The organism is Salmonella sp. SAL00670, from assembly GCF_046552235.1.
In the GTDB taxonomy this organism is placed as follows: Bacteria; Pseudomonadota; Gammaproteobacteria; order Enterobacterales; family Enterobacteriaceae; genus Salmonella; species Salmonella enterica.
Genome location: NZ_JBGDUO010000006.1, coordinates 251,976 through 276,578, shown reverse-complemented (window position 1 = coordinate 276,578; position 24,603 = coordinate 251,976). Strand labels below are relative to the sequence as shown.

18 protein-coding genes and 3 pseudogenes are annotated in these 24,603 nt (G+C 53.3%); 11 read left to right on the top strand and 10 right to left on the bottom strand.

Features of this window, described 5'->3' with window-relative positions:
• Positions 1 to 3,507, top strand: a 3,507-nt coding sequence (shdA, locus tag ACLJRS_RS19420) for a fibronectin-binding autotransporter adhesin ShdA (protein ID WP_410957882.1), incomplete at its 5' end; no start/stop codon positions are given.
• A gap of 161 nt (positions 3,508 to 3,668) precedes the next feature.
• Here shdA and xseA read toward each other — a convergent pair.
• The gene (gene xseA, locus ACLJRS_RS19415) at positions 3,669 to 5,018 is read right to left on the bottom strand and encodes an exodeoxyribonuclease VII large subunit (protein ID WP_000953162.1); all 1,350 of its coding nucleotides are present in this window, start codon (positions 5,016 to 5,018) and stop codon (positions 3,669 to 3,671) included.
• A 160-nt stretch (positions 5,019 to 5,178) separates the two neighbouring features.
• Here xseA and guaB point away from each other — a divergent pair, with 160 nt between their 5' ends.
• From guaB to ACLJRS_RS19400, 3 genes and pseudogenes are all read left to right on the top strand, one after another.
• Positions 5,179 to 6,645 carry an IMP dehydrogenase gene (guaB, locus tag ACLJRS_RS19410; RefSeq protein ID WP_000944174.1) on the top strand — a complete coding sequence of 489 codons (1,467 nt, stop codon included), beginning with the start codon at positions 5,179 to 5,181 and terminating at the stop codon, positions 6,643 to 6,645.
• 69 nt (positions 6,646 to 6,714) lie between these two features.
• Positions 6,715 to 8,292: a glutamine-hydrolyzing GMP synthase gene (gene guaA, locus ACLJRS_RS19405; protein ID WP_000138293.1), complete on the top strand. Its 1,578-nt coding sequence runs from the start codon at positions 6,715 to 6,717 to the stop codon at positions 8,290 to 8,292.
• 134 nt (positions 8,293 to 8,426) lie between these two features.
• A pseudogene (locus ACLJRS_RS19400) lies at positions 8,427 to 8,741 on the top strand (DDE-type integrase/transposase/recombinase); the annotation flags it as partial.
• Between the two features lie 80 nt (positions 8,742 to 8,821).
• Here ACLJRS_RS19400 and ACLJRS_RS19395 read toward each other — a convergent pair.
• Positions 8,822 to 9,150 (bottom strand): annotated as a pseudogene (locus tag ACLJRS_RS19395) (DUF1493 family protein).
• Positions 9,135 to 9,452, bottom strand: a pseudogene (locus tag ACLJRS_RS19390) (hypothetical protein); the annotation flags it as partial. The pseudogenes ACLJRS_RS19390 and ACLJRS_RS19395, both read right to left, overlap by 16 nt.
• On the opposite strand from ACLJRS_RS19390, the gene ACLJRS_RS19385 reads away from it, so the two are divergent.
• Positions 9,376 to 9,612, top strand: coding sequence for a hypothetical protein (locus tag ACLJRS_RS19385; RefSeq protein WP_024135790.1), 237 nt, complete (start codon positions 9,376 to 9,378; stop codon positions 9,610 to 9,612). The pseudogene ACLJRS_RS19390 and the gene ACLJRS_RS19385 overlap by 77 nt on opposite strands.
• A 78-nt stretch (positions 9,613 to 9,690) precedes the next feature.
• On the opposite strand, the gene ACLJRS_RS19380 is transcribed toward ACLJRS_RS19385, so the two are convergent.
• The gene (locus ACLJRS_RS19380) at positions 9,691 to 9,882 is read right to left on the bottom strand and encodes a YfgG family protein (RefSeq protein WP_000075924.1); all 192 of its coding nucleotides are present in this window, start codon (positions 9,880 to 9,882) and stop codon (positions 9,691 to 9,693) included.
• 178 nt (positions 9,883 to 10,060) lie between these two features.
• On the opposite strand from ACLJRS_RS19380, the gene ACLJRS_RS19375 reads away from it, so the two are divergent.
• Together ACLJRS_RS19375 and ACLJRS_RS19370 are read left to right on the top strand one after the other, a co-directional pair.
• Positions 10,061 to 10,198 (top strand): hypothetical protein, encoded by a 138-nt coding sequence (locus ACLJRS_RS19375; RefSeq protein ID WP_001540598.1) that lies wholly within the window; start codon positions 10,061 to 10,063, stop codon positions 10,196 to 10,198.
• 96 nt (positions 10,199 to 10,294) lie between these two features.
• On the top strand, positions 10,295 to 12,508 hold the full coding sequence (locus ACLJRS_RS19370) for a sensor domain-containing phosphodiesterase (RefSeq protein WP_000773648.1): 2,214 nt from the start codon (positions 10,295 to 10,297) through the stop codon (positions 12,506 to 12,508).
• 35 nt (positions 12,509 to 12,543) lie between these two features.
• On the opposite strand, the gene ppx is transcribed toward ACLJRS_RS19370, so the two are convergent.
• The 4 genes from ppx to purM form a co-directional block, all read right to left on the bottom strand.
• Entirely contained in the window at positions 12,544 to 14,085 is a 1,542-nt protein-coding gene (gene ppx / locus ACLJRS_RS19365) for an exopolyphosphatase (RefSeq protein WP_001123335.1), read from the bottom strand.
• A gap of 4 nt (positions 14,086 to 14,089) precedes the next feature.
• Positions 14,090 to 16,156, bottom strand: a complete 2,067-nt coding sequence (gene ppk1, locus ACLJRS_RS19360; protein ID WP_000529555.1) for a polyphosphate kinase 1 — start codon at positions 16,154 to 16,156, stop codon at positions 14,090 to 14,092.
• A 188-nt stretch (positions 16,157 to 16,344) separates the two neighbouring features.
• A complete protein-coding gene (purN, locus tag ACLJRS_RS19355) occupies positions 16,345 to 16,983 on the bottom strand; it encodes a phosphoribosylglycinamide formyltransferase (RefSeq protein WP_001028589.1) in 639 nt (212 codons plus the stop codon).
• On the bottom strand, positions 16,983 to 18,020 hold the full coding sequence (gene purM / locus ACLJRS_RS19350; RefSeq protein WP_000130477.1) for a phosphoribosylformylglycinamidine cyclo-ligase: 1,038 nt from the start codon (positions 18,018 to 18,020) through the stop codon (positions 16,983 to 16,985). Before purM ends, purN begins: the two co-directional genes overlap by 1 nt.
• Positions 18,021 to 18,433: 413 nt before the next feature.
• Here purM and upp point away from each other — a divergent pair, with 413 nt between their 5' ends.
• The 3 genes from upp to ACLJRS_RS19335 all read left to right on the top strand — a co-directional run bounded on the left by upp (position 18,434) and on the right by ACLJRS_RS19335 (position 21,233).
• Positions 18,434 to 19,060 (top strand): uracil phosphoribosyltransferase, encoded by a 627-nt coding sequence (gene upp, locus ACLJRS_RS19345; protein WP_000706208.1) that lies wholly within the window; start codon positions 18,434 to 18,436, stop codon positions 19,058 to 19,060.
• Between the two features lie 87 nt (positions 19,061 to 19,147).
• Positions 19,148 to 20,437: a uracil permease gene (gene uraA, locus ACLJRS_RS19340; RefSeq protein WP_000198335.1), complete on the top strand. Its 1,290-nt coding sequence runs from the start codon at positions 19,148 to 19,150 to the stop codon at positions 20,435 to 20,437.
• Positions 20,438 to 20,531: 94 nt separating this feature from the next.
• Positions 20,532 to 21,233, top strand: a complete 702-nt coding sequence (locus ACLJRS_RS19335) for a DnaA inactivator Hda (protein WP_061835882.1) — start codon at positions 20,532 to 20,534, stop codon at positions 21,231 to 21,233.
• A 26-nt stretch (positions 21,234 to 21,259) separates the two neighbouring features.
• On the opposite strand, the gene arsC is transcribed toward ACLJRS_RS19335, so the two are convergent.
• Positions 21,260 to 21,619, bottom strand: a complete 360-nt coding sequence (arsC, locus tag ACLJRS_RS19330; protein ID WP_000132648.1) for an arsenate reductase (glutaredoxin) — start codon at positions 21,617 to 21,619, stop codon at positions 21,260 to 21,262.
• Between the two features lie 39 nt (positions 21,620 to 21,658).
• The gene (bepA, locus tag ACLJRS_RS19325; protein ID WP_000489630.1) at positions 21,659 to 23,122 is read right to left on the bottom strand and encodes a beta-barrel assembly-enhancing protease; all 1,464 of its coding nucleotides are present in this window, start codon (positions 23,120 to 23,122) and stop codon (positions 21,659 to 21,661) included.
• A 207-nt stretch (positions 23,123 to 23,329) separates the two neighbouring features.
• On the opposite strand from bepA, the gene ACLJRS_RS19320 reads away from it, so the two are divergent.
• A complete protein-coding gene (locus ACLJRS_RS19320; protein WP_000892056.1) occupies positions 23,330 to 24,397 on the top strand; it encodes an AI-2E family transporter in 1,068 nt (355 codons plus the stop codon).
• The last annotated feature ends 206 nt before the right edge of the window (positions 24,398 to 24,603 follow it).

The window sequence follows — 24,603 nt, the reverse complement described above, 5'->3', positions numbered from 1 at the left end:
GGCAGCGGCGATATCGACAACAGCGGCGTGCTTAAGGTTGGCGAGGGCGAGCTGAAAAATACGCTTTCCGGCAGCGGTTCGCTGGTCAAAACCGGTACCGGCGAGCTGACACTAAGCGGCGACAACACTTACTCCGGCGGCACCACTATTTCCGACGGCACGCTGATTGCCGCCAGCGTCAACGCGCTGGGCAGCGGCGATATCGACAACAGCGGCGTGCTTAAGGTTGGCGAGGGCGAGCTGAAAAATACGCTTTTCGGCAGCGGCTCGCTGGTGAAAACCGGTACGGGCGTGCTGACGTTAAGCGGCGACAACACTTACTCCGGCGGCACCACTATTTCCGACGGCACGCTGATTGCTGACCATGCGGATTCGCTGGGCAGCGGCGATATCGACAACAGCGGCGTGCTTAAGGTTGGCGAGGGCGAGCTGAAAAATACGCTTTCCGGCAGCGGCTCGCTGGTGAAAACCGGTACGGGCGAGCTGACGTTAAGCGGGGACAACAAAACTTACTCCGGCGATACCACCATCGCCGACGGCACGCTGATTGCCGCCAACGTCAACGCGCTGGGCAGCGGCAATATCGACAACAGCGGTACGCTGATGCTGGATGCCAACGGCGCATTTGAGCTTGCGAACGTCACCACCCATAGCGGCGCCACTACCGCGCTGGCGGCGGGCAGCACCCTTTACGCGAGCCAGCTTACTCAGGAAAACGGCAGTACGTTAAGTATTGACCTCGGCGCGGCCACCGACGACGCCATGATTACCGCCGACAGCGTCACGCTGGGCGGCACGCTGAATGTTACCGGCATCGGCAGCGTTACGGACAGTTGGACGCCTGAGGCATACACCTACACGCTGATTGACAGCGACAGCGCCATTACGAGCGATTTCGACGATCTGACCATTGCAGGGATGAACCGCGAAGATGTTGACTTCCTGACTATCGACGGAAAAGTCGATGAAACGGACAACACCCACTATGATCTGACGGCCTCCCTCTCCTGGTATGCGGACAGAGACAACGCCACTACCGACGCCCACGGCACCTTTACCCTGAGCGACCCTGACGGCAGCTTTAACGTTGCGGCTACACTGACAGATGTTGATGATACGCTGGATCCGGGTAGCAGATGGGACGGTAAATCGCTGACCAAAGAAGGCGCAGGCACGCTGATCCTCTCCGGCGACAACGACTACAGCGGCGGCACCACCATCAATGAAGGTACGCTGGTCGCCGCCAGTACGACGGCGCTGGGCACCGGTCTGGTAGACAATAACGCCACGCTGGTGCTGGACGCAGACGGTGAAGTCAGCGCGGTGGGCGGCATCACCACTCATAGCGGCGCGACGACCCAACTGGCGCTTGGCACCTCGTTGGATCTCGGCGACAGTGCGTTAATTCAGCAAGATGGCAGTACGCTGAACGTTGAGCTGAATAGTGACTCAGTGCAACCGCTGATCACCGGCGGCAGCGCCACGCTTGGCGGCGATTTGGTCGTCAGCGACGCCAGCCTGCAAGCGCGCGCCTCCGACGCGGAGTTCCAGTCCTTTAAACTGATGGATATGGACAGCGATATCAGCGGCGATTTTACCAGCCTGACGATGAACCTCACTGACCAGCCGGACTATCTGACCGTAACCGGGACAATCAATCCTGAAGATGCGTCAGAATATCTGCTTACCGAAGGGCTGAGCTGGAATGCGACCGCCACGTCAGCGACGCCAGCACACGGCACGTTTACCCTGGGCGCAGGCGACAGTTTTGAAGTCACCAGCGTTCTGGGCGATAAAACCGGCAACGGCGACTGGGACGGTAAATCGCTGACCAAACTGGGCGCGGGTAAATTGACGCTGAGCGGCGTGAACACCTACACCGGCGATACTAACGTACAGGAAGGCATGCTGTGGCTGGCCGGAGACGGTACGATTGGCGAAGTGGGCAGCCAGCAGGCGGTGAACGTCGCTTCTGGGGCGACCTTCGGCGGCAGCAATGGTACGACCGTTAACGGTAAGGTGACCAATGAAGGGACGCTGGTCTTCGGCGACAGCGAGGAGACAGGCGCTATCTTCACCCTCAATGGCGCTCTGGTCAACATGGGGACGATCGCCAGCGGCAGCACCTCCAGCACGCCGGGCAATACGCTTTATGTTGATGGCAATTACACCGGCAACGGCGGCTCGCTTTATCTGAATACCGTCCTGGGCGACGATGATTCGGCGACCGATAAGCTGGTGATTACCGGCGATGCCTCCGGCACCACCGATCTGTACATCAACGGCATCGGCGATGGAGCACAGACCACTAACGGTATTGAAGTGGTGGATGTTGGCGGCGTATCGACCAGCGATGCGTTTGTGTTAAAAAATGAAGTTAACGCCAGTCTGTATACCTACCGTCTGTACTGGAATGAAAGTGACAACGACTGGTATCTGGCGTCAAAAGCACAGTCTGATGATGACGACAGCGGTGGTGATGACAGTGATGTCACGCCTTCGGATGGCGGTGACGATGGCGGTAATGTCACGCCTCCGGACGATGGCGGCGATGTCGCACCACAGTACCGTGCGGATATCGGCGCGTACATGGGCAACCAGTGGATGGCGCGCAACCTGCAAATGCAGACCCTCTATGACCGCGAGGGCAGCCAGTATCGTAACGCAGATGGCAGCGTATGGGCGCGCTTCAAAGCGGGTAAAGCAGAATCAGAGGCTGTCAGCGGCAATATCGATATGGACAGCAACTACTCCCAGTTCCAGTTAGGCGGCGACATTCTGGCCTGGGGCAACGGCCAGCAGAGCGTTACCGTTGGCGTCATGGCGAGCTACATCAACGCCGACACCGACAGCACCGGTAACCGTGGCGCGGACGGTAGCCAGTTCACCAGTAGCGGCAACGTAGACGGCTACAACCTCGGCGTCTATGCCACCTGGTTTGCCGATGCCCAAACGCATAGCGGCGCGTATGTCGATAGCTGGTATCAATACGGTTTCTACAACAACAGCGTAGAGAGCGGTGATGCGGGATCTGAATCTTACGATTCAACCGCTAACGCCGTCTCGCTGGAAACCGGTTATCGCTACGATATTGCGCTTAGCAACGGTAATACTGTCAGTCTGACGCCGCAGGCGCAGGTTGTCTGGCAGAATTACTCAGCGGATAGCGTGAAGGATAACTACGGCACCCGGATCGATGGTCAGGATGGCGACAGTTGGACAACGCGTCTGGGTCTGCGTGTTGACGGCAAGCTGTACAAAGGCAGCCGTACGGTTATCCAGCCGTTTGCTGAAGCTAACTGGCTGCACACCAGCGATGATGTGTCGGTATCGTTTGATGATGCTACGGTGAAACAGGATCTTCCGGCTAACCGTGCGGAGCTGAAAGTGGGTCTGCAGGCAGATATCGATAAGCAGTGGAGCGTTCGCGCTCAGGTTGCCGGGCAGACTGGCAGCAATGACTTTGGCGATCTGAACGGTAGCCTCAATCTGCGCTATAACTGGTAAGTTAGACAAAACCGGGCGGGTGTTCCCTGCCCGGTTTTGAGGCGAATGACAAACCGGTTGATCGTCAGATTATGGCTACACCTTATCCGACGTGGCGCGTAGGTTGGCTGAGGCGAAGTCGAAACCCAACATCGCGCTGCAAAGGGTGGGGGAGTGTTGGATTACGTGCCCGGCGTGACGGATTTGACTTCACTTTCAAGCCAGCCGTCCTCCAGTCTCGTGGTCATGATATCGCCTGCTTTGACCTGTTTGATCTTTTTCAGCACCTTGCCGTCCGTTGTCGTCGAAACCGTATAGCCGCGCGCCAGCGTGGCTAACGGGCTGACCGCTTCCAGATGCGTGACCGCGTTGCCAAAACGCTCGCGCTGTTCGCTTAACCGTGAGCGGATATTCTCCGTCAGACGATATTCCAGCTGTTGGATGCGCGACTGCGCGCGGTGAATGCGCGGCTGCGGATTTTGCTGGCTCAGGCGTTGACTTACGCGCTGTTGGCGTTGATTGGCCTGCTTAATCCTGGCCTCAAGCGCAAATCCCATCCGTTGGCGTAGACGTTCCAGCGCGGTTTGCTGACGGGCCAGACGCAGTTGCGGATGTTGCTGTTGCAGACGGTGAAAAATCTGCGTGAAACGGCGGCTGCGATTGGCGAGGTAGTAGTCCATCGCCATGCCCAGACGCTGCTGGGCGGACTGGATCTGACGCAACAACTCCTGCTGGTTACGGCTGACAATTTCTGCCGCTGCTGATGGCGTAGGCGCGCGCAGGTCGGCGACAAAATCAGCTATCGTGACGTCCGTTTCGTGACCGACGGCGCTGACCACCGGAATGCGGCTTGCAAAAATCGCCCGCGCCACGCGTTCGTCGTTAAAACTCCACAAATCTTCCAGCGAACCGCCGCCGCGCCCGATGATCAGTACATCACACTCGCCCCGCGCGTTCGCCAGTTCGATAGCACGAACGATCTGCCCCGGCGCGTCGTCGCCCTGTACCGCGGTTGGATAGATAATAACGGGCAGGGATGGGTCACGACGCTTCAGCACATGGAGAATATCGTGCAGCGCCGCGCCGGTTTTCGAGGTGATCACCCCCACGCAGTGGGCCGGGGAGGGCAACGGCTGTTTATGCTGCTGATCGAACAAGCCTTCGGCCTGGAGTTTGGCTTTTAGCTGCTCATATTTCTGCTGCAACAAGCCTTCGCCAGCCGGCTGCATACTTTCGGCGATGATTTGATAATCGCCGCGCGGCTCGTACAGCGTAATGTTGGCGCGTACCAGCACCTGCTGCCCGTGCTGCGGACGGAACGTCACCCGGCGGTTGCTGTTACGGAACATCGCACAGCGCACCTGAGCGGTATCGTCTTTGAGCGTAAAGTACCAGTGGCCCGACGCAGGCTGCGTGAAATTAGAAATCTCGCCGCTGATCCATACCTGTCCCATCTCCTGTTCTAACAGCAGACGAACCGTCTGGTTAAGGCGGCTTACGGTAAAAATTGAGGAAGTTTGAGAGGATAACATGTGAGCGGGATCAAATTCTAAATCAGCAGGTTATTCAATCGATAGTAACCTGCTCACGGGGGATCGCAAGCACTATTTGCAAAAAAATGTAGATGCAACCGATTACGTTCTGTATAATGCCGCGGCAATATTTATTAACCTCCCAGGTGAGATATTGCCCATGCTACGTATCGCTAAAGAAGCCCTGACGTTTGACGACGTCCTCCTTGTTCCCGCTCACTCCACCGTTTTGCCGAATACTGCCGATCTCAGCACGCAGTTGACGAAAACTATTCGTCTGAATATTCCTATGCTTTCTGCGGCGATGGACACCGTGACGGAAGCGCGCCTGGCAATTGCCCTGGCCCAGGAAGGCGGCATTGGTTTTATCCACAAAAACATGTCCATTGAGCGCCAGGCGGAAGAAGTTCGCCGCGTGAAGAAACACGAGTCCGGCGTAGTGACCGACCCGCAGACCGTCCTGCCAACCACCACGTTGCATGAAGTGAAAGCCCTGACCGAGCGTAACGGTTTTGCGGGCTATCCGGTGGTGACTGAAGATAACGAGCTGGTGGGTATCATCACCGGTCGTGACGTGCGTTTTGTGACTGACCTGAACCAGCCGGTGAGTGTCTACATGACGCCGAAAGAGCGTCTGGTGACCGTTCGTGAAGGCGAAGCCCGTGAAGTCGTGCTGGCAAAAATGCACGAAAAACGCGTAGAAAAAGCGCTGGTCGTTGATGATAACTTCCATCTGCTTGGCATGATTACCGTAAAAGATTTCCAGAAAGCGGAACGTAAACCAAACTCCTGCAAAGATGAGCAGGGCCGTTTACGTGTCGGCGCGGCGGTCGGCGCAGGCGCGGGCAACGAAGAGCGCGTTGACGCGCTGGTGGCGGCAGGCGTTGACGTACTGCTGATCGACTCCTCTCACGGTCATTCAGAAGGCGTGTTGCAACGTATCCGTGAAACCCGTGCTAAATATCCTGACCTGCAAATCATCGGCGGCAACGTCGCGACGGGCGCAGGCGCTCGCGCACTGGCGGAAGCCGGTTGCAGCGCGGTGAAAGTCGGTATTGGCCCGGGTTCCATCTGTACCACTCGTATCGTGACTGGCGTGGGCGTTCCGCAGATCACCGCTGTTTCTGACGCAGTTGAAGCGCTGGAAGGCACCGGGATTCCGGTTATCGCTGACGGCGGTATCCGTTTCTCCGGCGACATCGCCAAAGCCATCGCCGCAGGCGCGAGCGCGGTAATGGTGGGCTCTATGCTGGCCGGTACCGAAGAATCCCCGGGCGAAATCGAACTCTACCAGGGCCGTTCGTACAAATCTTACCGCGGCATGGGCTCGCTGGGCGCGATGTCCAAAGGTTCCTCCGACCGTTACTTCCAGAGCGACAACGCCGCCGACAAACTGGTGCCGGAAGGTATCGAAGGCCGCGTAGCCTATAAAGGTCGCCTGAAAGAGATCATTCACCAGCAGATGGGCGGCCTGCGCTCCTGTATGGGGCTGACCGGTTGTGCTACCATCGACGAACTGCGTACTAAAGCGGAGTTTGTGCGTATCAGCGGTGCGGGCATTCAGGAAAGCCACGTTCACGACGTGACCATCACCAAAGAGTCCCCGAACTACCGTCTGGGCTCCTGATTTTCTTCGCCCGACCTTCGCGTCGGGCGATTTATTTAATCTGTTTCACTTGCCTCGGAATAAGCGTCAATGACGGAAAACATTCATAAGCATCGCATCCTCATTCTGGACTTCGGTTCTCAGTACACTCAACTGGTTGCGCGCCGCGTGCGTGAGCTGGGTGTTTACTGTGAACTGTGGGCGTGGGATGTGACAGAAGCACAAATTCGTGACTTCAACCCAAGCGGCATTATTCTTTCCGGCGGCCCGGAAAGCACCACCGAAGAAAACAGCCCGCGCGCGCCGCAGTATGTCTTTGAAGCAGGCGTGCCGGTATTTGGCGTCTGCTACGGGATGCAGACCATGGCGATGCAGCTTGGCGGTCATGTAGAAGGTTCTAATGAGCGTGAATTTGGTTACGCGCAGGTCGAAGTATTGACCGACAGCGCGCTGGTTCGCGGTATTGAAGATTCCCTGACCGCAGACGGCAAACCGCTGCTGGACGTGTGGATGAGCCACGGCGATAAAGTGACGGCGATTCCGTCCGACTTCGTGACCGTCGCCAGCACCGAGAGCTGCCCGTTCGCCATTATGGCCAACGAAGAAAAACGCTTCTACGGCGTACAGTTCCACCCGGAAGTGACCCACACCCGCCAGGGTATGCGCATGCTGGAGCGTTTTGTGCGTGATATCTGCCAGTGTGAAGCCCTGTGGACGCCGGCGAAGATCATCGACGACGCCGTGGCGCGCATTCGCGAGCAGGTGGGCGACGACAAAGTGATCCTCGGTCTCTCCGGCGGCGTGGATTCTTCCGTAACCGCAATGTTGCTGCACCGCGCGATCGGTAAAAATCTGACCTGTGTATTCGTCGACAACGGCCTGCTGCGTCTCAACGAAGCCGAGCAGGTGATGGACATGTTTGGCGACCATTTTGGTCTGAACATTGTTCACGTACCGGCAGAAGATCGTTTCCTGTCAGCGCTGGCTGGCGAAAACGATCCGGAAGCCAAGCGTAAGATCATCGGTCGCGTTTTCGTTGAAGTGTTCGACGAAGAAGCGCTCAAACTGGAAGACGTGAAATGGCTGGCGCAGGGCACCATCTACCCTGACGTTATCGAATCTGCGGCGTCTGCAACCGGTAAAGCGCACGTCATCAAATCTCACCACAATGTCGGCGGCCTGCCGAAAGAGATGAAGATGGGGCTGGTTGAACCGCTGAAAGAGCTGTTCAAAGACGAAGTACGTAAGATTGGTCTGGAGCTGGGCCTGCCGTACGACATGCTGTACCGTCACCCGTTCCCGGGGCCGGGCCTCGGCGTTCGTGTTCTGGGTGAAGTGAAGAAAGAGTACTGCGACCTGCTGCGTCGCGCGGACGCTATCTTCATTGAAGAGCTGCGCAAAGCGGATCTGTACGACAAAGTCAGTCAGGCGTTTACCGTCTTCCTGCCGGTTCGCTCCGTTGGCGTAATGGGCGATGGTCGTAAGTATGACTGGGTGGTCTCTCTGCGTGCTGTCGAAACCATCGACTTTATGACCGCACACTGGGCGCACCTGCCGTATGACTTCCTCGGTCGTGTTTCCAACCGCATCATCAATGAAGTCAACGGGATTTCCCGTGTGGTGTATGACATCAGCGGTAAACCGCCGGCTACCATTGAGTGGGAATAACCGATAATCCTTCCTGTGTTTTCATGAACAGGTAAAGGTGAATTTAACCCTCTGTTTTTGCAGAGGGTTTTTATTTATGTGCATAGATGAGTTTTCTGTGTAGCGCACAGCTCCTGGCGACAAATTTGACGTAATTACGAACCCACGAAGGTTGGTTGTATCTTGCCGTGGTCGTTGATTTGTTCTCGTGCAAAGTTATCGGTTGGTCAATGCAACCACGAATGACAAAAGACATTGTTCTGAATGCGCTTCTGATGGCCGTGTGGCGACGTCATCCCCAAAAACAGGTGCTGGTTCAGTCTGATCAGGGTAGTCAGTACACCCGCTATGAATGGCTGAAATCGCACGGACTGGAGGGCAGTATGAGCCGTCGTGGCAACTGTCATAATGCGGTTGCAGAAAGCTTTTTCCAGCTACTGAAGCGTGAGCGGATAAAGAAAAAGATCTACCTACGACTCAGAAGTGTCCAGGTTATCCGTGGCGATTCAGCCCAAATAAGGGGTATTTAAAAATATGATAACTTTATTCTTCAACTATATAACCAACGCCCAGCTTAGCACTTTCAAGGAGCATACCAACCGTTAGTGGCTTACGCGGATCAGGCTCTTTACTTCCAAAGTACTCTGGATTCAGATAGTTGAGTATGTCAAATCCTTCTGAATCTACATTCCAACGCTTGAAGTACTTTTGTAGAAGTTCTTCACTATCTTCAAAAACGAGTTTAAGATCATCCCTAATACTGGTATCAAGCGTGATGATTCGCTTTGGCCCACAGAGAAAGTACTTTTTAGTGTTATATTTCTGAACGATAAAATCGATAATTTCTTTCTCAATATCTCTCATTAGAAGTACGTCCACTTAATGCGATCTTTAGGAACCGCCACACGATTAAATGTATCTTTAATATTACGCTGGATATCATAAATCGTAGTGAATGTCATAACCCAACCGAGCCAGGGTACATTACGACCAACGAAACGACCTAAATTATTCGTTGAGCTTAGCTGTAATGAGTTGATAGTTTTGCCTGTCAACGTTAGTAATCTGATCCCAGGTGGCAGTTTATAGTTCAACCAATTACTGATGTACTTAGAAGCAATTAATGTTACTGGAGTTGTCCCACGAGGTTTACCCCTCGTAGGTAGAACTGGTTGCCCTGAACTGCTGAAAATTGGCTGTGCCAGCTACCGGGAGTTTAACCACGCTGAAGGCTATCGGATTTTGTATTCAGTCGAGGGAATCTTAGTAACCGCGCATGTGATCTTATCACCCAGGCTGGATATCCCGCGGTTGCTCTTTAAGCGTCTGATCATGGCCTGAACCCATTGAGTGGGATTGTCTTTTTGCGTTAACGCTAAAGCTTCTTTTTCTTGCGCGGGCTTTTTAACGGATAACAGCTTAACGTTGTCCCGGTGTGGTGACAGAAAGCGATGACTGTTGCGCTTCTTTTTTATCCTGATGGTGCTGCCAGGCGCCGATAGAAGAGTAGACGAAACGTCCAAAGAAGAAGAGAAAACTGATAAGCAGTACGATACGGGTCATGCGAGTGTTAAATCGATGTCGTTTTCGCATACTGTTGGCCTGACTCACAAAGGGTTCCTTAACGTTGGCCCAGCGGTATGGGCGGGATCAGGCTGGGTTCTTCAAGGGTATTATCAAGGCGAAGAACGTAACAAGCCTGCGTTCACTCTACATTAAGGCATACTGCGAACCGATGGTCAATTCCTCTTAATGTAAAATTGCGTCAGTTGATTTATCTTATATTGTTATGGAAGATAATTTTAGTATTTACATTAATAATAAATTAATGATAACAAAGAATAAAAAGGCGAATAAAGGCTGCAGGAGAAAGGTAATAATTGACTTAAATCAAATGTTACTTTTGTTTAATAATTACAATCGATGACTATCGTGTGATGTATATCGCATCATCAATTTAAAGTCAGGTGGGATGCCTGTCTGTTAACGCCCCTTTGGGATTGGGGGGTTCTGCTGAGCATCTATGAAACTAAATAAAACTTATATAAATATCAGAGATAAATGGTGGGGACTACCGCTCATCCTTCCTTCGATTTTACTACCTGTTTTAAGTAGCGCAAATACTTATGCGCTTACCAGCACTGGAAATGTGGTTCTTTTTTACCTGCCGTTAGCTTTTATGCTTAGCCTGATGCTCTTTTTCGGCTGGGCAGCACTGCCGGGCATTGTGCTTGCTATCTTCTGGCGCAGATACCCGCAGACAGGGCTGTATGAAACCCTTTCTGTGACGATGCACTTTATCATTACTATCGTGCTAAGCTGGGGCGGCTATCGTGTCTTTTCCCCCCGGCGAAACAATGTTTCTCACGGCGACGCCCACCTGTTGTTTCAACGAATATTCTGGCAGGTATTTTGTTCAGCAACATTATTTCTGGTCATCTACCAGTTTGCCGCTTTTGTTGGCATGTACGAAAGCAAAGCCAGCCTGATGGGGGTAATGCCCTTTAATATCAACACGCTGATTAATTACCAGGCGTTACTGGTCGGTAACCTTGTCGGCGTGCCATTGTGCTATTTTATTATTCGTACTCTCCGCAATCCGCTGCACCTGCGGGGGTATTATCAGCAATTAAAGCTACAGATTGATAGCAAGGCCACTAAAAAAGAGATCGTTATTTGGCTGGCCGTATTGACTACACTAATGTTTATACTGTGTATGCCATTGACTGATAATAGTTCAATATTTAGTACCAACTATACGCTTTCGTTATTATTGCCGGTCATGCTGTGGGGTGCGATGCGCTATGGCTATAAGTTTATTTCAATTATCTGGGCCGTCGTGCTAATTACGTCGATTCATTATTATCAGCGTTATATGCCCTGGTATTCAGGTTATGATACGCAATTAGCGATTACCTCTTCGAGCTATCTGGTTTTTTCTTTTATTGTTAATTATATGTCTGTACTGGCCACGCGTCAGCGCGTAGTGAGTGGTCGCGCACGGCGGCTGGCCTATCTTGACCCGGTTGTACATCTTCCCAATTTACGTGCGTTAAACCGCGCGCTCCAAAATGCGCCCTGGTCTACGATCTGTTTTTTACACGTGCCGGGCCTGGAGCTATTGGGTAAAAATTATGGCGTCATGCTACGCATCCAGTATAAGCAAAAGCTCTCTCACTGGATTACGCCGATGCTGGCCTCAAATGAGTGCGTCTACCAGATGTCAGGGCACGACCTGGTGCTGCGTCTTAATACAGAGTCGCATCAGCAGCGTATTGAAGCGCTGGATAAACATATTAAGCAGTTTCGGTTTATCTGGGACGGACTGCCGCTACAGCCCCCTGTCGGCGTGAGTTACTGCTGCGTGCGTTCTCCGGTTAGCCACCTTTATCTGCTGTTGGGCGAATTAAGCACCAGTTCCGATCTTTCGTTGACGACTAACGCGCCGGAGGATTTACAGCGGCGCGGCGCAATGCACCTGCAGCGCGATTTGAAGGGCAGAATTGCGATGATGAATCGCCTGCAACAGGCGTTGGAGCACGATCATTTTTTCCTGATGGCGCAGCCTATTTTCGGTGTTCGTGGGGACGTTTACCATGAAATCTTACTGCGACTCAGGGATGACAACGGCGACGTTATCAACCCGGACAATTTTTTACCCGTGGCGCATGAGTTTGGATTGTCTTCCGCTATCGATCTCTGGGTGATTGAAAACACGCTGCGGTTTATGGCGGCCAGCCGGGAATATATGCCCGCGCATCGTTTTGCCATTAATCTGTCGCCAACATCGGTATGCCGCGCTCGTTTCCCTGCAGAAGTTAAGCAGTTGCTTACGCAATATCAGGTTGAACCCTGGCAACTGGTTTTTGAGGTAACGGAAAGCAACTCTCTCACCAATGCTGAGCAGGCGCAGTTGACGCTGGGACAGCTACAGCAGTTTGGCTGTCAGATAGCGATTGATGATTTCGGTACTGGCTACGCCAGCTATGCGCGGCTGAAAAACGTTGACGCCGATATTCTTAAAATTGATGGCAGTTTTATTCGCAATATAGTGTCAAACAGTCTCGATTATCAGATTGTGGCTTCTATTTGTCATTTAGCGCGAATGAAAAATATGCAGGTCGTCGCGGAGTATGTCGAGAGCGAAGAAATACGAAGCGTCGTGCTCTCGTTGGGGATCGACTATCTTCAGGGATATTTAATTGGCGAGCCGCAGCTATTATCTGAGATTCAGTAAAGACAGACGCCGCGGCGCGGCGTCTGATCCACAATTTACGCGGCGATCTCCGGCGAGCTTTCTTCCTCAATATTGAGACGCCAGCCAGTTACCGCTTCCCAGTACTGCTGTTCTTTTTCCAGATCAAGCAGTACCAGCGCATTCTGGCTGAACCAGTCATGCGGAAAACATAACGTCCAGTGGCTGTCATCGGTCGTTAGTCGCAGCGTCGGCGGCGTAGTGGTCGCCTGCCGCTGGTTGTTCAGTAATACGCCCAGACGAAGTAGCTGAATTAACGGCAGATACTGTTTTTTCTTAAACAGCGTAAAGCGGGGCATATCATCCAGTTTTATGGCTTTACGATGGTAACGCACCAGCGTCGCCATCATCATTTGCTGCTCCTGATTAAAGCCGGGCAAATCGCTGTGTTGCAGAATATAAGCCGAATGGCGATGTAAACCGCTGTGATTAATATTCAGTCCAACCTCATGCAGCATTGCCGCCCAGCGAAGCAACGCTTCAAGCTGCGGATGCGCCAGTTTTGGCTGCTGGGCCTGCCACTGCTCGTACATCTGCATGGTGGTTTCCAGCACGCGTCTGGCCTGTTCTCTGTCAATGTTGTATTGATTGGCCAGACTTTTTGCGGTACGGCTGCGAACATCCTGATGGCGGAAGCGGCCTTCCATTTCATACAGTACGCCTTCGCGCAACGCGCCGTCGGAAAGGCGAAGCTCGCGGATAGCCAGAGCATCAAAAACGCCGCACAGAATCGCCAGGCCCGGCACAAAGACCGTTTTTCGTTCTTCAGACAGACCCGGCAGGCTGAGCGCATTAAAGGAGCGGTGCTTCAACACTTCTGACTTCAGTTTATCGAGGCGCTCCGGCGTAATGAAGCCATCTTTCTCACCCAGCGCCAGGAGAACTTCATGAGCGGCCTTAATCGTACCGGAAGCGCCCATCGCCACGTTCCAACCCTGAATACGATACTGCCAGGTTAAGGTTTCCAGTTTTTGCGCTGCCGCCATTCGGGCGCGCTGGAAGTTTTCTTTATTGATAACGCCGCCGGGAAAGTAGAGCTGCGCGAAGCTCACGCAGCCCATACGACGGCTTTCAACCAGCCTGGGTTCGAAGTTTTCGCCAATGACCAGCTCTGTTGACCCGCCGCCGATATCGATCACCAGCTTGCGGCCTTTTTCCGGCTGCGTATGTTCTACGCCCATAAAAATCAGGCGCGCTTCTTCGTTACCGGAAATAATCTCTATCGGGTAGGGAATAACCTTTTCCGCGCGTTTGAGAAAATCAGCGGCATTTTGCGCCTGACGTAACGTATGGGTGCCTACGATACAGACGCTGGAAGGGGAGAAACCTTGTAAGCGTTCAGCAAACAGCGACAGACAGCTAAGCCCCCGTTCCATGGCTTCTTCGCTGAGTTTATTATCTGCGCCCAGCCCGTCCGCCAGATGGACGCGCTGTTTTAAACGCCCGATAATCTGCATTGCGCCGTCAACCACGCGGGCAATGACCATATGAAAGCTGTTTGAGCCGAGATCGACCGCAGCGAACTCCTGCGGACGAGGGGATTTATCGTAAATTGGCATAGCGTTAGTCTGGTTGCTCGAGTGATTTGATGTAGTCATAAATTGCCAGCTGCGCCTGGACTTTACGGCGATTGCCGCGCGGTACGTAGCGGTTGCTGAGTTCTTTATCGATAAAACGCGCTTTTACCGTGTCGCTAAACAGAATGTCAATGATATCCAGGACGCGTTGTTTAAGCCGCGGGTCGAGGATAGGCGTAGCGACTTCGATACGGTAGTCAATATTACGCGTCATCCAGTCAGCTGAAGAGAGCCAAACTTGCTTATCACCGCCGTTTTCGAAAATATAAACCCGATCGTGTTCCAGATAGCGATCCACGATGCTAATCGCGCGAATATTATCGCTAATGCCTTCCAGTTGCGGAATAAGAGAACACATACCGCGTACCAGCAGATTGACCTGGACGCCCGAACCCGACGCGGCGTATAGCCTGTCGACCAACCCTTTATCAACCAGGTTGTTAAGCTTTAAGGTAATCCCTGACGGTAAGCCTTGCTGGGCATTGGCGATTTCACGATCGATCATCTCATACAGCAGACGCCGTGAGTTTTGTGGAGAAACCATCAAATAATCGAAAGTGACCGGGCGATAGGGGTTTTCAATAAAATTAAAGACCCGGCGCACTTCATTGGTAATGCGCGCATCGGCGGTCAGCAGCGAATAATCGGTATACAGCCGCGCTGTTTTTTCGTTGAAGTTACCGGTGCCGATATGCGCATAACGCACCACGTCATCGCCCTCTTTTCGTGAGATGAGGAAGAGTTTGGCGTGAATTTTTAGCCCGGGCGCAGAGAAAATAACATGGACGCCCGCTTCGGTTAACCGCTTGGCCCAGTGAATATTCGCCTCTTCATCGAAGCGCGCCTGCAACTCCACCACCACGGTGACTTTTTTGCCGTTATGGGCGGCATGGATCATCGAGTCAATAATACGCGAGTCTTTCGCTACGCGATAAATATTGATTTTGATCGCCAGCACGCTTGGGTCAAACGACGCCTGACGCAGCAGTTCTAGTACATGTTCGAAGGTGTGATAAGGATAATAGAGCAGCACATCACGTTCGCGAATCGCGTCGAAACCGTTACGAAACTTCTCTTTATCAAACCAAAGATGGCGTAACCGCGGTAACGGCTTATTGACCAGGTTGGCTTTACCGACATTCGGAAAATTAATAAAGTCTTTAAAATTGTGGTAGCGCCCGCCGGGTACGATTGAGTCATACCGGGAGATCGTCAGTTTTTCCCGCAGCACGTCGACCAGCGCGGCGGGCATATCGCGTTGATAGACAAAGCGCACAGGTTCAGCGGTCAGGCGCTGCTTCAGGCTGGAAGACATCAGCTCCATCAGACTGGATTCCATCTCATGCACCAGGTCATATTCGGCATCGCGGGTCATTTTCATCGAATAGGCATTGAGCGCGTCATAGTCGAAGAACCCTTTAAAAATGTCATCCAGGCAGTAGCGCAGAATATTATCCAGCAGGATCATCGGCTTGCGTCTGCGCGGTGTCTCCGGCGGCAGATTAACGAAGCGTGGGACTTTGTCGGACGGTATCTCCAGCAGCGCATAGTTGATGGTGTCGCCGCGGATAATCTCCACCGCCAGATAGGTGTAATCATCTTTTAAAAACTGAACAAGATCCGTCTCCCGGTTAATGAGAATCGGGGTAATATGCTGGCGCAAATAGTGCTTAAAATAGTGGCGCAACCAGCTTTGTTGGTTCACCGAGAGCTGACGCTCGTTGATCAGAAAGATTTGATTACGCGCCATTTCCAGCAGTAATTCGTTGTACAGGCCGTCGAACTCCTGGTCTGCTTTCAACACGCGAGACTGAATTTTGCCTAACAAATGGCGTGAATGAGAATTTGAACCCTGTTCTTCGCTGATAATAATGCGTCGTTTCAGTTCAGCGAAACGCACTTTGTAGAACTCGTCGAGGTTATTAGAATAGATTCCCAGGAACCGCATCCGCTCAATCAACGGGTTGGATTTGTCCGCCGCTTCCTGTAACACGCGTTCGTTAAATGCTAACCAGCTCAGTTCTTTCTCGATATATAGCTTTTCCTGACCCATTACTACCTATACTCCGTTTTATTCACGGGACACTGCCTGATGATTATGGCGAGCATTACGCGTTAATGTCCAACTGCGCCAGAAAAATATGACAATAAACTGATAGCATAAAGGAAGGGAAAAGAGTAGGCCGGATAGGCATTTATGCCGCCATCCGGCAAGCAGACGCAGTCCTGTCCGATGACGTATTATTCGTCAGACGCATAACCTTGCGGCGGCAGACGACGCCCGTCCAGCCAGGCGGCGTTATCGCGCATCTTTAGACGCCCCTGCGCAAACCAGCTAATCACCAGCGGATAAATCGCATGTTCCTGAGTCTGTACGCGTGCGGTGATATCATCTTCGCTGTCGTCGGCAAAAACCGGCACCTTCGCCTGGAGAATGACCGGGCCGCCGTCGAGTTCGTCTGTCACGAAATGTACCGAAGTACCGTGCTCCTCATCGCCGTTTTCCAGCGCCTGGCGATGGGTATGCAACCCCGGATATTTTGGCAGCAGGGAAGGGTGAATGTTCAGCAGACGCCCGTAGTAATGCGCGACAAACATCGGACTCAGAATACGCATAAAACCGGCCAGCACGACCACATCGGGCGCATACGCGTCTATCTTGCGAATCAACTCGCGATCGAAGGCGTCGCGGCTGTCAAACCGATCGGCAGTCAGCGCTTGCGCCGGAATACCGGCTTCTCTGGCGCGTTCAAGGCCGAACGCGTCGGCCTTATTGCTGAATACTGCCCTGAGGGTGCCTTTAATTTTCTTCGCTTCGCAGGCATCGATAATCGCCTGTAAATTGCTTCCATTGCCGGAAATCAGCACCACAATATTCATTATTCAATAACCACACGCTGTTCGGAATCAGAGGCTTTGATGATACCGATTTTCCATGCGTTTTCACCTTTCTCGTTTAGCAGAGCAAGCGCTTTGTCCGCCTCCGGAGCGGAGAGCGCAATCACCATGCCGACGCCGCAGTTAAAGGTACGGTACATTTCATGTCGGCTGACATTACCGGCGGTTTGCAGCCAGGTAAAGATGGCGGGCCACTGCCAGGACGACTCATTAATTACCGCCTGGGTATTCTCCGGCAGAACGCGCGGAATATTTTCCCAAAAGCCCCCGCCGGTGAGGTGGGCGATAGCGTGTACATCGACGTTTTCAATCAGTTCCAGAACCGATTTTACGTAGATACGGGTCGGTTCAAGCAGATGATCGGCCAGCGGCTTCCCTTCCAGCAGAGTGGTTTGTGGGTCGCAGCCGCTAACGTCAATAATTTTCCGCACCAGCGAATATCCATTCGAGTGCGGGCCGCTGGAGCCGAGTGCAATCAGCACGTCGCCTTCGGCAACCCGGGAGCCGTCGATGATTTCTGATTTTTCGACTACGCCGACGCAGAAACCCGCCACATCGTAATCTTCGCCGTGATACATGCCCGGCATTTCCGCCGTCTCGCCGCCGACCAGCGCGCAGCCGGATTGCAGGCAGCCTTCGGCAATACCGTTGATCACGCTGGCGGCGGTATCGACATCCAGTTTACCCGTGGCATAGTAATCGAGGAAAAACAGCGGTTCCGCGCCCTGAACGACCAGATCGTTTACGCACATTGCCACCAGATCAATACCGATAGCGTCGTGGCGCTTTAAGTCCATCGCCAGGCGAAGTTTGGTGCCTACGCCGTCAGTGCCGGAAACCAGTACCGGTTCACGATATTTTTGCGGCAACGCGCACAGCGCACCGAAACCGCCCAGACCGCCCATAACCTCCGGGCGGCGAGTTTTCTTCACTACGCCTTTGATTCGATCAACCAGAGCGTTACCCGCATCAATATCGACGCCGGCATCTTTATAGCTAAGAGAGGTCTTATCGGTCACTGCCTGGTTCCCCACGTTTTTTTTGCGGTAAAAGTTAAATTCGGCGCAATTCTAACAGGGAAAGCAAACGTTTGCGAGCGTGGTCTGCGCCCTGGTTATCCGGGCGATTTTTTTTGCATGGTTTCGGTCGCTGCTTGAAAATTTCCCTGTTGGTAAAAAAAGAAAAGAATATCCAGCACTTGGTTTACGACAGGCGGTCGGGACAGGTCATTCACCCTTAAAATTGCTAATATTCAAACGGTTGTTAGCCTTTATCGCCTGTTTCAACGTGAGTGATTTATACTCACTTTTCCGCTATCAGCGCTTTTGGTTGATCCAGGTCAAGCATACATTGTGTTGCGTCAGAGAGGAAAAGCGGTATAATCCGGCGATTTTTTTTGTGGTTGCCAGTCATCTGAGGATAGGAGAAGAGTATGAAGATCGTGGAAGTCAAACACCCACTCGTCAAACACAAGCTGGGTCTGATGCGTGAAAACGACATTAGCACTAAACGCTTTCGTGAACTCGCCTCAGAAGTAGGCAGCCTGCTGACGTATGAAGCGACAGCCGACCTGGAAACGGAAAAAGTCACCATCGAAGGCTGGAATGGCCCGGTGGAAATCGACCAGATCAAAGGTAAAAAAATTACCGTTGTGCCGATTCTGCGCGCGGGTCTGGGCATGATGGAAGGCGTTCTGGAAAATGTACCGAGCGCGCGTATCAGCGTAGTCGGGATGTACCGTAACGAAGAGACGCTTGAGCCAGTACCTTATTTCCAGAAACTGGTATCGAACATTGATGAGCGCATGGCGCTGATCGTCGACCCGATGCTGGCGACCGGCGGTTCTGTCATCGCGACCATCGACCTGCTGAAAAAAGCAGGCTGTAGCAGCATTAAGGTGCTGGTGCTGGTCGCTGCGCCGGAAGGCATTGCGGCGCTGGAAAAAGCGCACCCGGACGTTGAACTGTACACCGCCTCTATCGATCAGGGGCTTAACGAGCACGGATACATTATTCCGGGGCTTGGCGATGCCGGCGATAAGATTTTTGGTACCAAATAAGTGAATAAATAATTAAAAGCCGACTTTAATAGTCGGCTTTTTTTTGAATAAAACAACTCATAACAAACACACTTAGAGGAAAACACTATGACGCGCCGTGCTATCGGGGTGAGTGAAAGACCGCCGCTTTTACAGACAATCCCGCTTAGTTTACAGCACCTTTTCGCCATGTTTGGCGCGACCGTGCTGGTGCCAGTTCTGTTTCATATCAACCCCGCGACCGTGCTGTTGTTTAACGGTATCGGAACGCTGCTGTATCTCTTTATCTGCAAAGGTAAAATTCCGGCCTACCTCGGATCGAGCTTTGCCTTTATTTCCCCGGTATTACTGTTGTTGCCGCTGGGTTATGAAGTGGCGCTGGGCGGTTTTATTATGTGCGGCGTGTTGTTCTGTCTGGTCTCTTTCATCGTTAAAAAAGCGGGCACCGGCTGGCTGGATGTGATGTTCCCGCCTGCGGCAATGGGCGCAATCGTTGCCGTCATCGGTCTGGAGCTGGCTGGCGTCGCGGCGGGGATGGCCGGATTGCTGCCTGCGCAAGGGCAGTCGCCGGACACGAAAACAATTATTATCTCCATGGTCACGCTGGCGGTGACGGTGTTCGGCTCCGTACTGTTTCGCGGTTTCCTGGCGATCATTCCGATTTTGATCGGCGTGCTGGCGGGCTATGCGCTGTCATTCGCGCTGGGGGTGGTCGATACCACGCCGATTGCCCAGGCGCACTGGTTTGCGCTGCCGACCTTCTATACGCCGCGTTTTGAATGGTTCGCTATCCTGACGATTCTGCCCGCGGCGTTGGTCGTGATTGCCGAGCATGTCGGTCATCTGGTGGTGACGGCGAATATCGTCAAAAAAGATTTAGTGCGCGATCCCGGTTTGCACCGCTCGATGTTCGCTAACGGATTGTCGACGATCATTTCCGGTTTCTTCGGCTCCACGCCGAATACCACCTATGGGGAAAATATTGGCGTCATGGCGATCACCCGAGTTTACAGTACCTGGGTTATCGGCGGCGCGGCGATTTTCGCCATTCTGCTTTCCTGCGTCGGCAAACTGGCGGCGGCGATTCAGATTATCCCGTTACCCGTGATGGGCGGCGTCTCGCTGCTGTTGTACGGCGTCATCGGCGCGTCGGGGATTCGCGTCTTGATCGAATCGAAAGTCGACTACAATAAAGCGCAAAACCTGATCCTCACCTCGGTGATTTTGATCATCGGCGTGAGCGGCGCGAAAGTGCATATCGGCGCGGCAGAATTGAAAGGGATGGCGCTGGCGACCATCGTCGGGATTTGCCTGAGCCTGATTTTTAAACTGATTAGCCTGTTGCGTCCGGAAGAAGTGGTACTGGAGGCAAATGATGCGGAGCCCCCGCATCAGTAACGGGTTGCCGGGCAGCGATGCTGCCCGGTTCTATCTCACGGGAATTATGTGGTAAACTCAGCGCGATTTTATGTCATCCTGGGTTGAGGTATCTCTGAACACACCGGCACAGCTCTCTTTGCCACTTTATCTTCCTGACGACGAAACTTTCGCAAGTTTCTGGCCGGGGGATAACGCCTCTCTACTGGCCGCGTTACAAAACGTGTTGCGCCAGGAACATAGTGGATATATCTACCTTTGGGCGCGTGAAGGCGCGGGCCGCAGCCATTTGCTGCACGCCGCCTGCGCTGAATTGTCGCAGCGTGGAGATGCGGTAGGCTACGTCCCGCTCGATAAACGTACCTGGTTCGTGCCGGAAGTGCTCGACGGTATGGAACACCTCTCGCTGGTGTGTATTGATAACATTGAGTGTGTCGCTGGCGATGAACTGTGGGAGATGGCGATCTTTGATCTCTATAACCGCATTCTGGAGTCCGGTAAGACGCGGTTATTGATCACCGGCGATCGTCCGCCAAGACAGTTAAATCTGGGCTTGCCCGATCTCGCTTCCCGTCTGGATTGGGGGCAAATCTATAAACTCCAGCCTCTTTCCGATGAAGACAAACTTCAGGCGCTACAGTTGCGTGCCCGGTTACGGGGGTTTGAACTGCCGGAAGATGTTGGGCGGTTTTTACTCAAACGTCTTGATCGCGAAATGCGCACGCTGTTTATGACGCTGGATCAGCTCGATCATGCGTCGATCACTGCCCAGCGAAAACTGACGATCCCGTTTGTCAAAGAGATTCTGAAACTGTAATACGCCGCGACGGCGGCGTTCAACGGTTAACCGAGGATGTCCAGCACCTGCTCAGGCGGTCGGCCAATGCGCGCCTGACCATTTGCCACCACAATGGGGCGCTCCATCAGTTTAGGGTGTTCAACCAGCGCCTGGATTAACGCCTCTTCACTCAGCTCACTATCCGCCAGGTGAAGCGTTTTATAGAGATCTTCTTTCTGGCGCATCAGTTCGCGCGCGCTGGACATGCCCAACATACGCAGCAGTTCCCGCACGGTGGCGGCGTCGGCGGGCGTATCCAGATAAAGCACCACTTCCGGTTCCACGCCGTTAGATTTCAGTAGGTTCAGCGTGTCGCGGCTCTTCGAGCAGCGCGGGTTATGGTAGATTTTAATCGTGTCGGTCATGAGTTCTCCTTGTGACGCCATCCGGCTAATAAACGGCGATTACATTTTCGTGTATGGCTTGAAGCGTTCCTGTAACTGGCGCAGCTGGTCGATACGCGCATCGTAACGCGCCTGTTGCTGGCTACCCAGTTTTGCCTGGGCGCTGGCGCTACTGAGCAGTGAAATTGCCTGATCCAGTCGTCCCGCCAGCGCATAACTTTCAGCGCGCGCCGCCAGCTCCTGATCGCGGTTGTTCAGCGCGGCTTCGGCCTGAGCAAGCAGATCCCAGCCGTTACCGTCATCTTTATGGCTAAAGGTGTAGCGATTCAGAATGGTTTCCGCCGCTTTTGGCTGGCCTCCCTGGAGGTACGCATTGGCGAGGTTTAACTGCAGCACAGGATTAACGCGCAGATCGCGGGCATTTTTCAGGCGATTAATCGCGTCGTTGGCTCTTTTCTGCCCCAGGTCAATATCGGTGGCGAGGTCAAGATACCAGGCATTGTTCGGTTCCGCGCTTAACAGCGGCTGCAACGTTTTGCGCGCTTCATCGTACTTGCTCGCTTCCATCGCCTGCAACGCCCGGCCATATTGCGCCGCATGTTGCTGACGCACGTTGCCTTTAGACCACTGATCCAGCAGGTCGCTGGTAAGCTGGTTACGTCCGGAATTGTACATTCCCAGGGCGCGCGCTTTGGCGAAATAAAAGTCGGCGGAAGATTGCACCACGACCGGGCGCATCTGGTTGGCACGGTTGCGGGCATCCGCAAGGCGGCTTTCCGGTAAGGGGTGAGTGAGCAAAATTTCAGGCGGGCGCGTGGAGTAACGCGCCTGGTCGAGCAGTTTTTCGAGGAAAGAGGGCATCGCCTGTGGGTCAAATCCGGCGCGTTGCAGTACCTGAATACCAATACGGTCGGCTTCTTGCTCATTTTGCTGGGTGAAACTTATCATTCCCTGGCGCGTTCCCGCCAGAGTACCGGTTAGCGCCGCCATACCGGCCTGTGGGCTGGCCATGGCCAGCAAAATGGAACCCAGCGCGCCCACCCAGGTAAGCGGCGCGCTGCGCTTTTGATCTTCCATCGCGCGCGCCAGGTGGCGCTGCGTCACGTGGGAGATTTCATGCGCCATGACTGAAGCTAGCTGGCTTTCGTTATCCGCGTAGCGAAAAAGCGCCGAGTGCAGCACCACATTGCCGCCAAAGAACGCGAAGGCGTTGATTTCGTCATTATTGATCAAGAAAAAATGGAAGGGCGTTTTGACGGAGTCGGCGTGCGAGACCAGACGCATACCCAGCGCGTTAATGTATTGCACCAGCAGCGGATCGTTGATTAACGGCGCGCTGCCGCGTAGCTGGCGCACATAAAAGTCGCCCATTTGCATCTCTTGTCCGATAGAAAGCGTGCTTCCTGCCGAGGTTCCCATATCGGGCAGCGTGTCGGCAGGGTCGGCAAATGCGGGCGCGACCTGACCGAGAGCCAATGCTGCAATGAGGGTTGCCACCAGGTTTTTTTTCAACTGCCTGAACATAACCTCTATCCTGTTGTTTTGAGATAGCCCTTTGACCAACGTCGTGAAATATCGTTCCACGCTCCGACACTTCATAAGTGTAACTGTGATGAGCACAGACTCACTATTTTAGTTTCCTGAATCAACGATAAAAAGCGAAGTCTTTTTTGTGACATTTCGATACAATTCGGCATCACAATCCCGCAGTTGAGTTCTGGGAAGGGTTTTATGCTCGAAATGTTAATGCAATGGTATCGCCGTCGCTTCAGCGACCCGGAGGCGATTGCCTTGCTGGTCATTCTGGTGGCTGGTTTTAGCATCCTCTTTTTCTTTAGCGGCCTGTTAGCGCCGCTGCTGGTCGCTATCGTACTGGCCTACCTGCTGGAGTGGCCGACGGCGCGCCTGCAGGCGATTGGCTGTTCCCGGCGCTGGGCAGCCTCCATTGTCCTTATCCTTTTTGTCGGCATTCTGTTATTAATGGCGTTTGTGGTGATGCCGATTGCCTGGCAGCAGGGTATTTACCTGATTCGTGATATGCCCGGTATGCTGAATAAACTGTCCGATTTCGCCGCGACCTTGCCGCGACGCTATCCGGCGCTGATGGATGCGGGCATTATTGATGCGATGGCGGAAAACATGCGTACCCGGATGCTTAACATGGGCGATTCGGTGGTGAAGTATTCGCTGGCTTCGTTAGTCGGGCTACTGACGCTGGCGGTATATCTGGTGCTGGTGCCGCTGATGGTCTTTTTCCTGGTAAAAGATAAAGAGCAGATGCTGAATGCCGTGCGCCGCGTGCTGCCGCGTAATCGCGGGCTGGCGGGGCAGGTGTGGAATGAGATGAATCAGCAGATCACCAACTATATCCGCGGAAAAGTGCTGGAGATGGTGGTGGTGGGCGTAGCGACCTGGCTGGGTTTTTTGCTGTTTGGCCTCAACTATTCGCTACTGCTGGCGGTACTGGTGGGCTTTTCGGTTCTGATCCCCTATATCGGCGCCTTTGTGGTGACAATTCCGGTGGTGGGCGTTGCGCTGTTTCAGTTTGGTCTGGGGACGGAATTCTGGAGCTGTTTTGCCGTTTATCTCATTATTCAGGCGCTGGATGGCAATTTGCTGGTACCGGTACTTTTCTCCGAAGCGGTGAATTTGCATCCGCTGGTGATTATTCTGTCAGTGGTGATTTTCGGCGGTCTGTGGGGTTTCTGGGGGGTGTTTTTCGCCATTCCATTGGCGACGCTGATTAAAGCCGTTGTCCATGCCTGGCCGGATGGTCAGGTGACGGATGCCTCATCCTGAGCGGTCTGTACAAAAGTTGTAAAGCGTGAACGACATCATAGTGCCCTGCCGCCATTTTGCGCACGCCTGATGAGGGACAAGCGCTTAGAAAGCCGCTCTTTTTTTTAATGCCGCACCGTGTTGCGGCATTTTTATTGTCGGAACCTACAAAATTCTCGCTGTAAAGCCGCCAAAATTTGGTGATTTAGCCTAAGCATTCTTCTGAG

Excerpts from the sequence above, each read along its gene's own strand:
- xseA (WP_000953162.1), bottom strand. The coding sequence starts at position 5,018 with ATGTTATCCTCTCAAACTTCCTCAATTTTTACCGTAAGCCGCCTTAAC.
- guaB (WP_000944174.1), top strand. The coding sequence starts at position 5,179 with ATGCTACGTATCGCTAAAGAAGCCCTGACGTTTGACGACGTCCTCCTT.
- guaA (WP_000138293.1), top strand. The coding sequence starts at position 6,715 with ATGACGGAAAACATTCATAAGCATCGCATCCTCATTCTGGACTTCGGT.
- ACLJRS_RS19385 (WP_024135790.1), top strand. The coding sequence starts at position 9,376 with ATGTACTTAGAAGCAATTAATGTTACTGGAGTTGTCCCACGAGGTTTA.
- ACLJRS_RS19375 (WP_001540598.1), top strand. The coding sequence starts at position 10,061 with ATGGAAGATAATTTTAGTATTTACATTAATAATAAATTAATGATAACA.
- ACLJRS_RS19370 (WP_000773648.1), top strand. The coding sequence starts at position 10,295 with ATGAAACTAAATAAAACTTATATAAATATCAGAGATAAATGGTGGGGA.
- ppx (WP_001123335.1), bottom strand. The coding sequence starts at position 14,085 with ATGCCAATTTACGATAAATCCCCTCGTCCGCAGGAGTTCGCTGCGGTC.
- ppk1 (WP_000529555.1), bottom strand. The coding sequence starts at position 16,156 with ATGGGTCAGGAAAAGCTATATATCGAGAAAGAACTGAGCTGGTTAGCA.
- purN (WP_001028589.1), bottom strand. The coding sequence starts at position 16,983 with ATGAATATTGTGGTGCTGATTTCCGGCAATGGAAGCAATTTACAGGCG.
- upp (WP_000706208.1), top strand. The coding sequence starts at position 18,434 with ATGAAGATCGTGGAAGTCAAACACCCACTCGTCAAACACAAGCTGGGT.
- uraA (WP_000198335.1), top strand. The coding sequence starts at position 19,148 with ATGACGCGCCGTGCTATCGGGGTGAGTGAAAGACCGCCGCTTTTACAG.
- arsC (WP_000132648.1), bottom strand. The coding sequence starts at position 21,619 with ATGACCGACACGATTAAAATCTACCATAACCCGCGCTGCTCGAAGAGC.
- bepA (WP_000489630.1), bottom strand. The coding sequence starts at position 23,122 with ATGTTCAGGCAGTTGAAAAAAAACCTGGTGGCAACCCTCATTGCAGCA.
- ACLJRS_RS19320 (WP_000892056.1), top strand. The coding sequence starts at position 23,330 with ATGCTCGAAATGTTAATGCAATGGTATCGCCGTCGCTTCAGCGACCCG.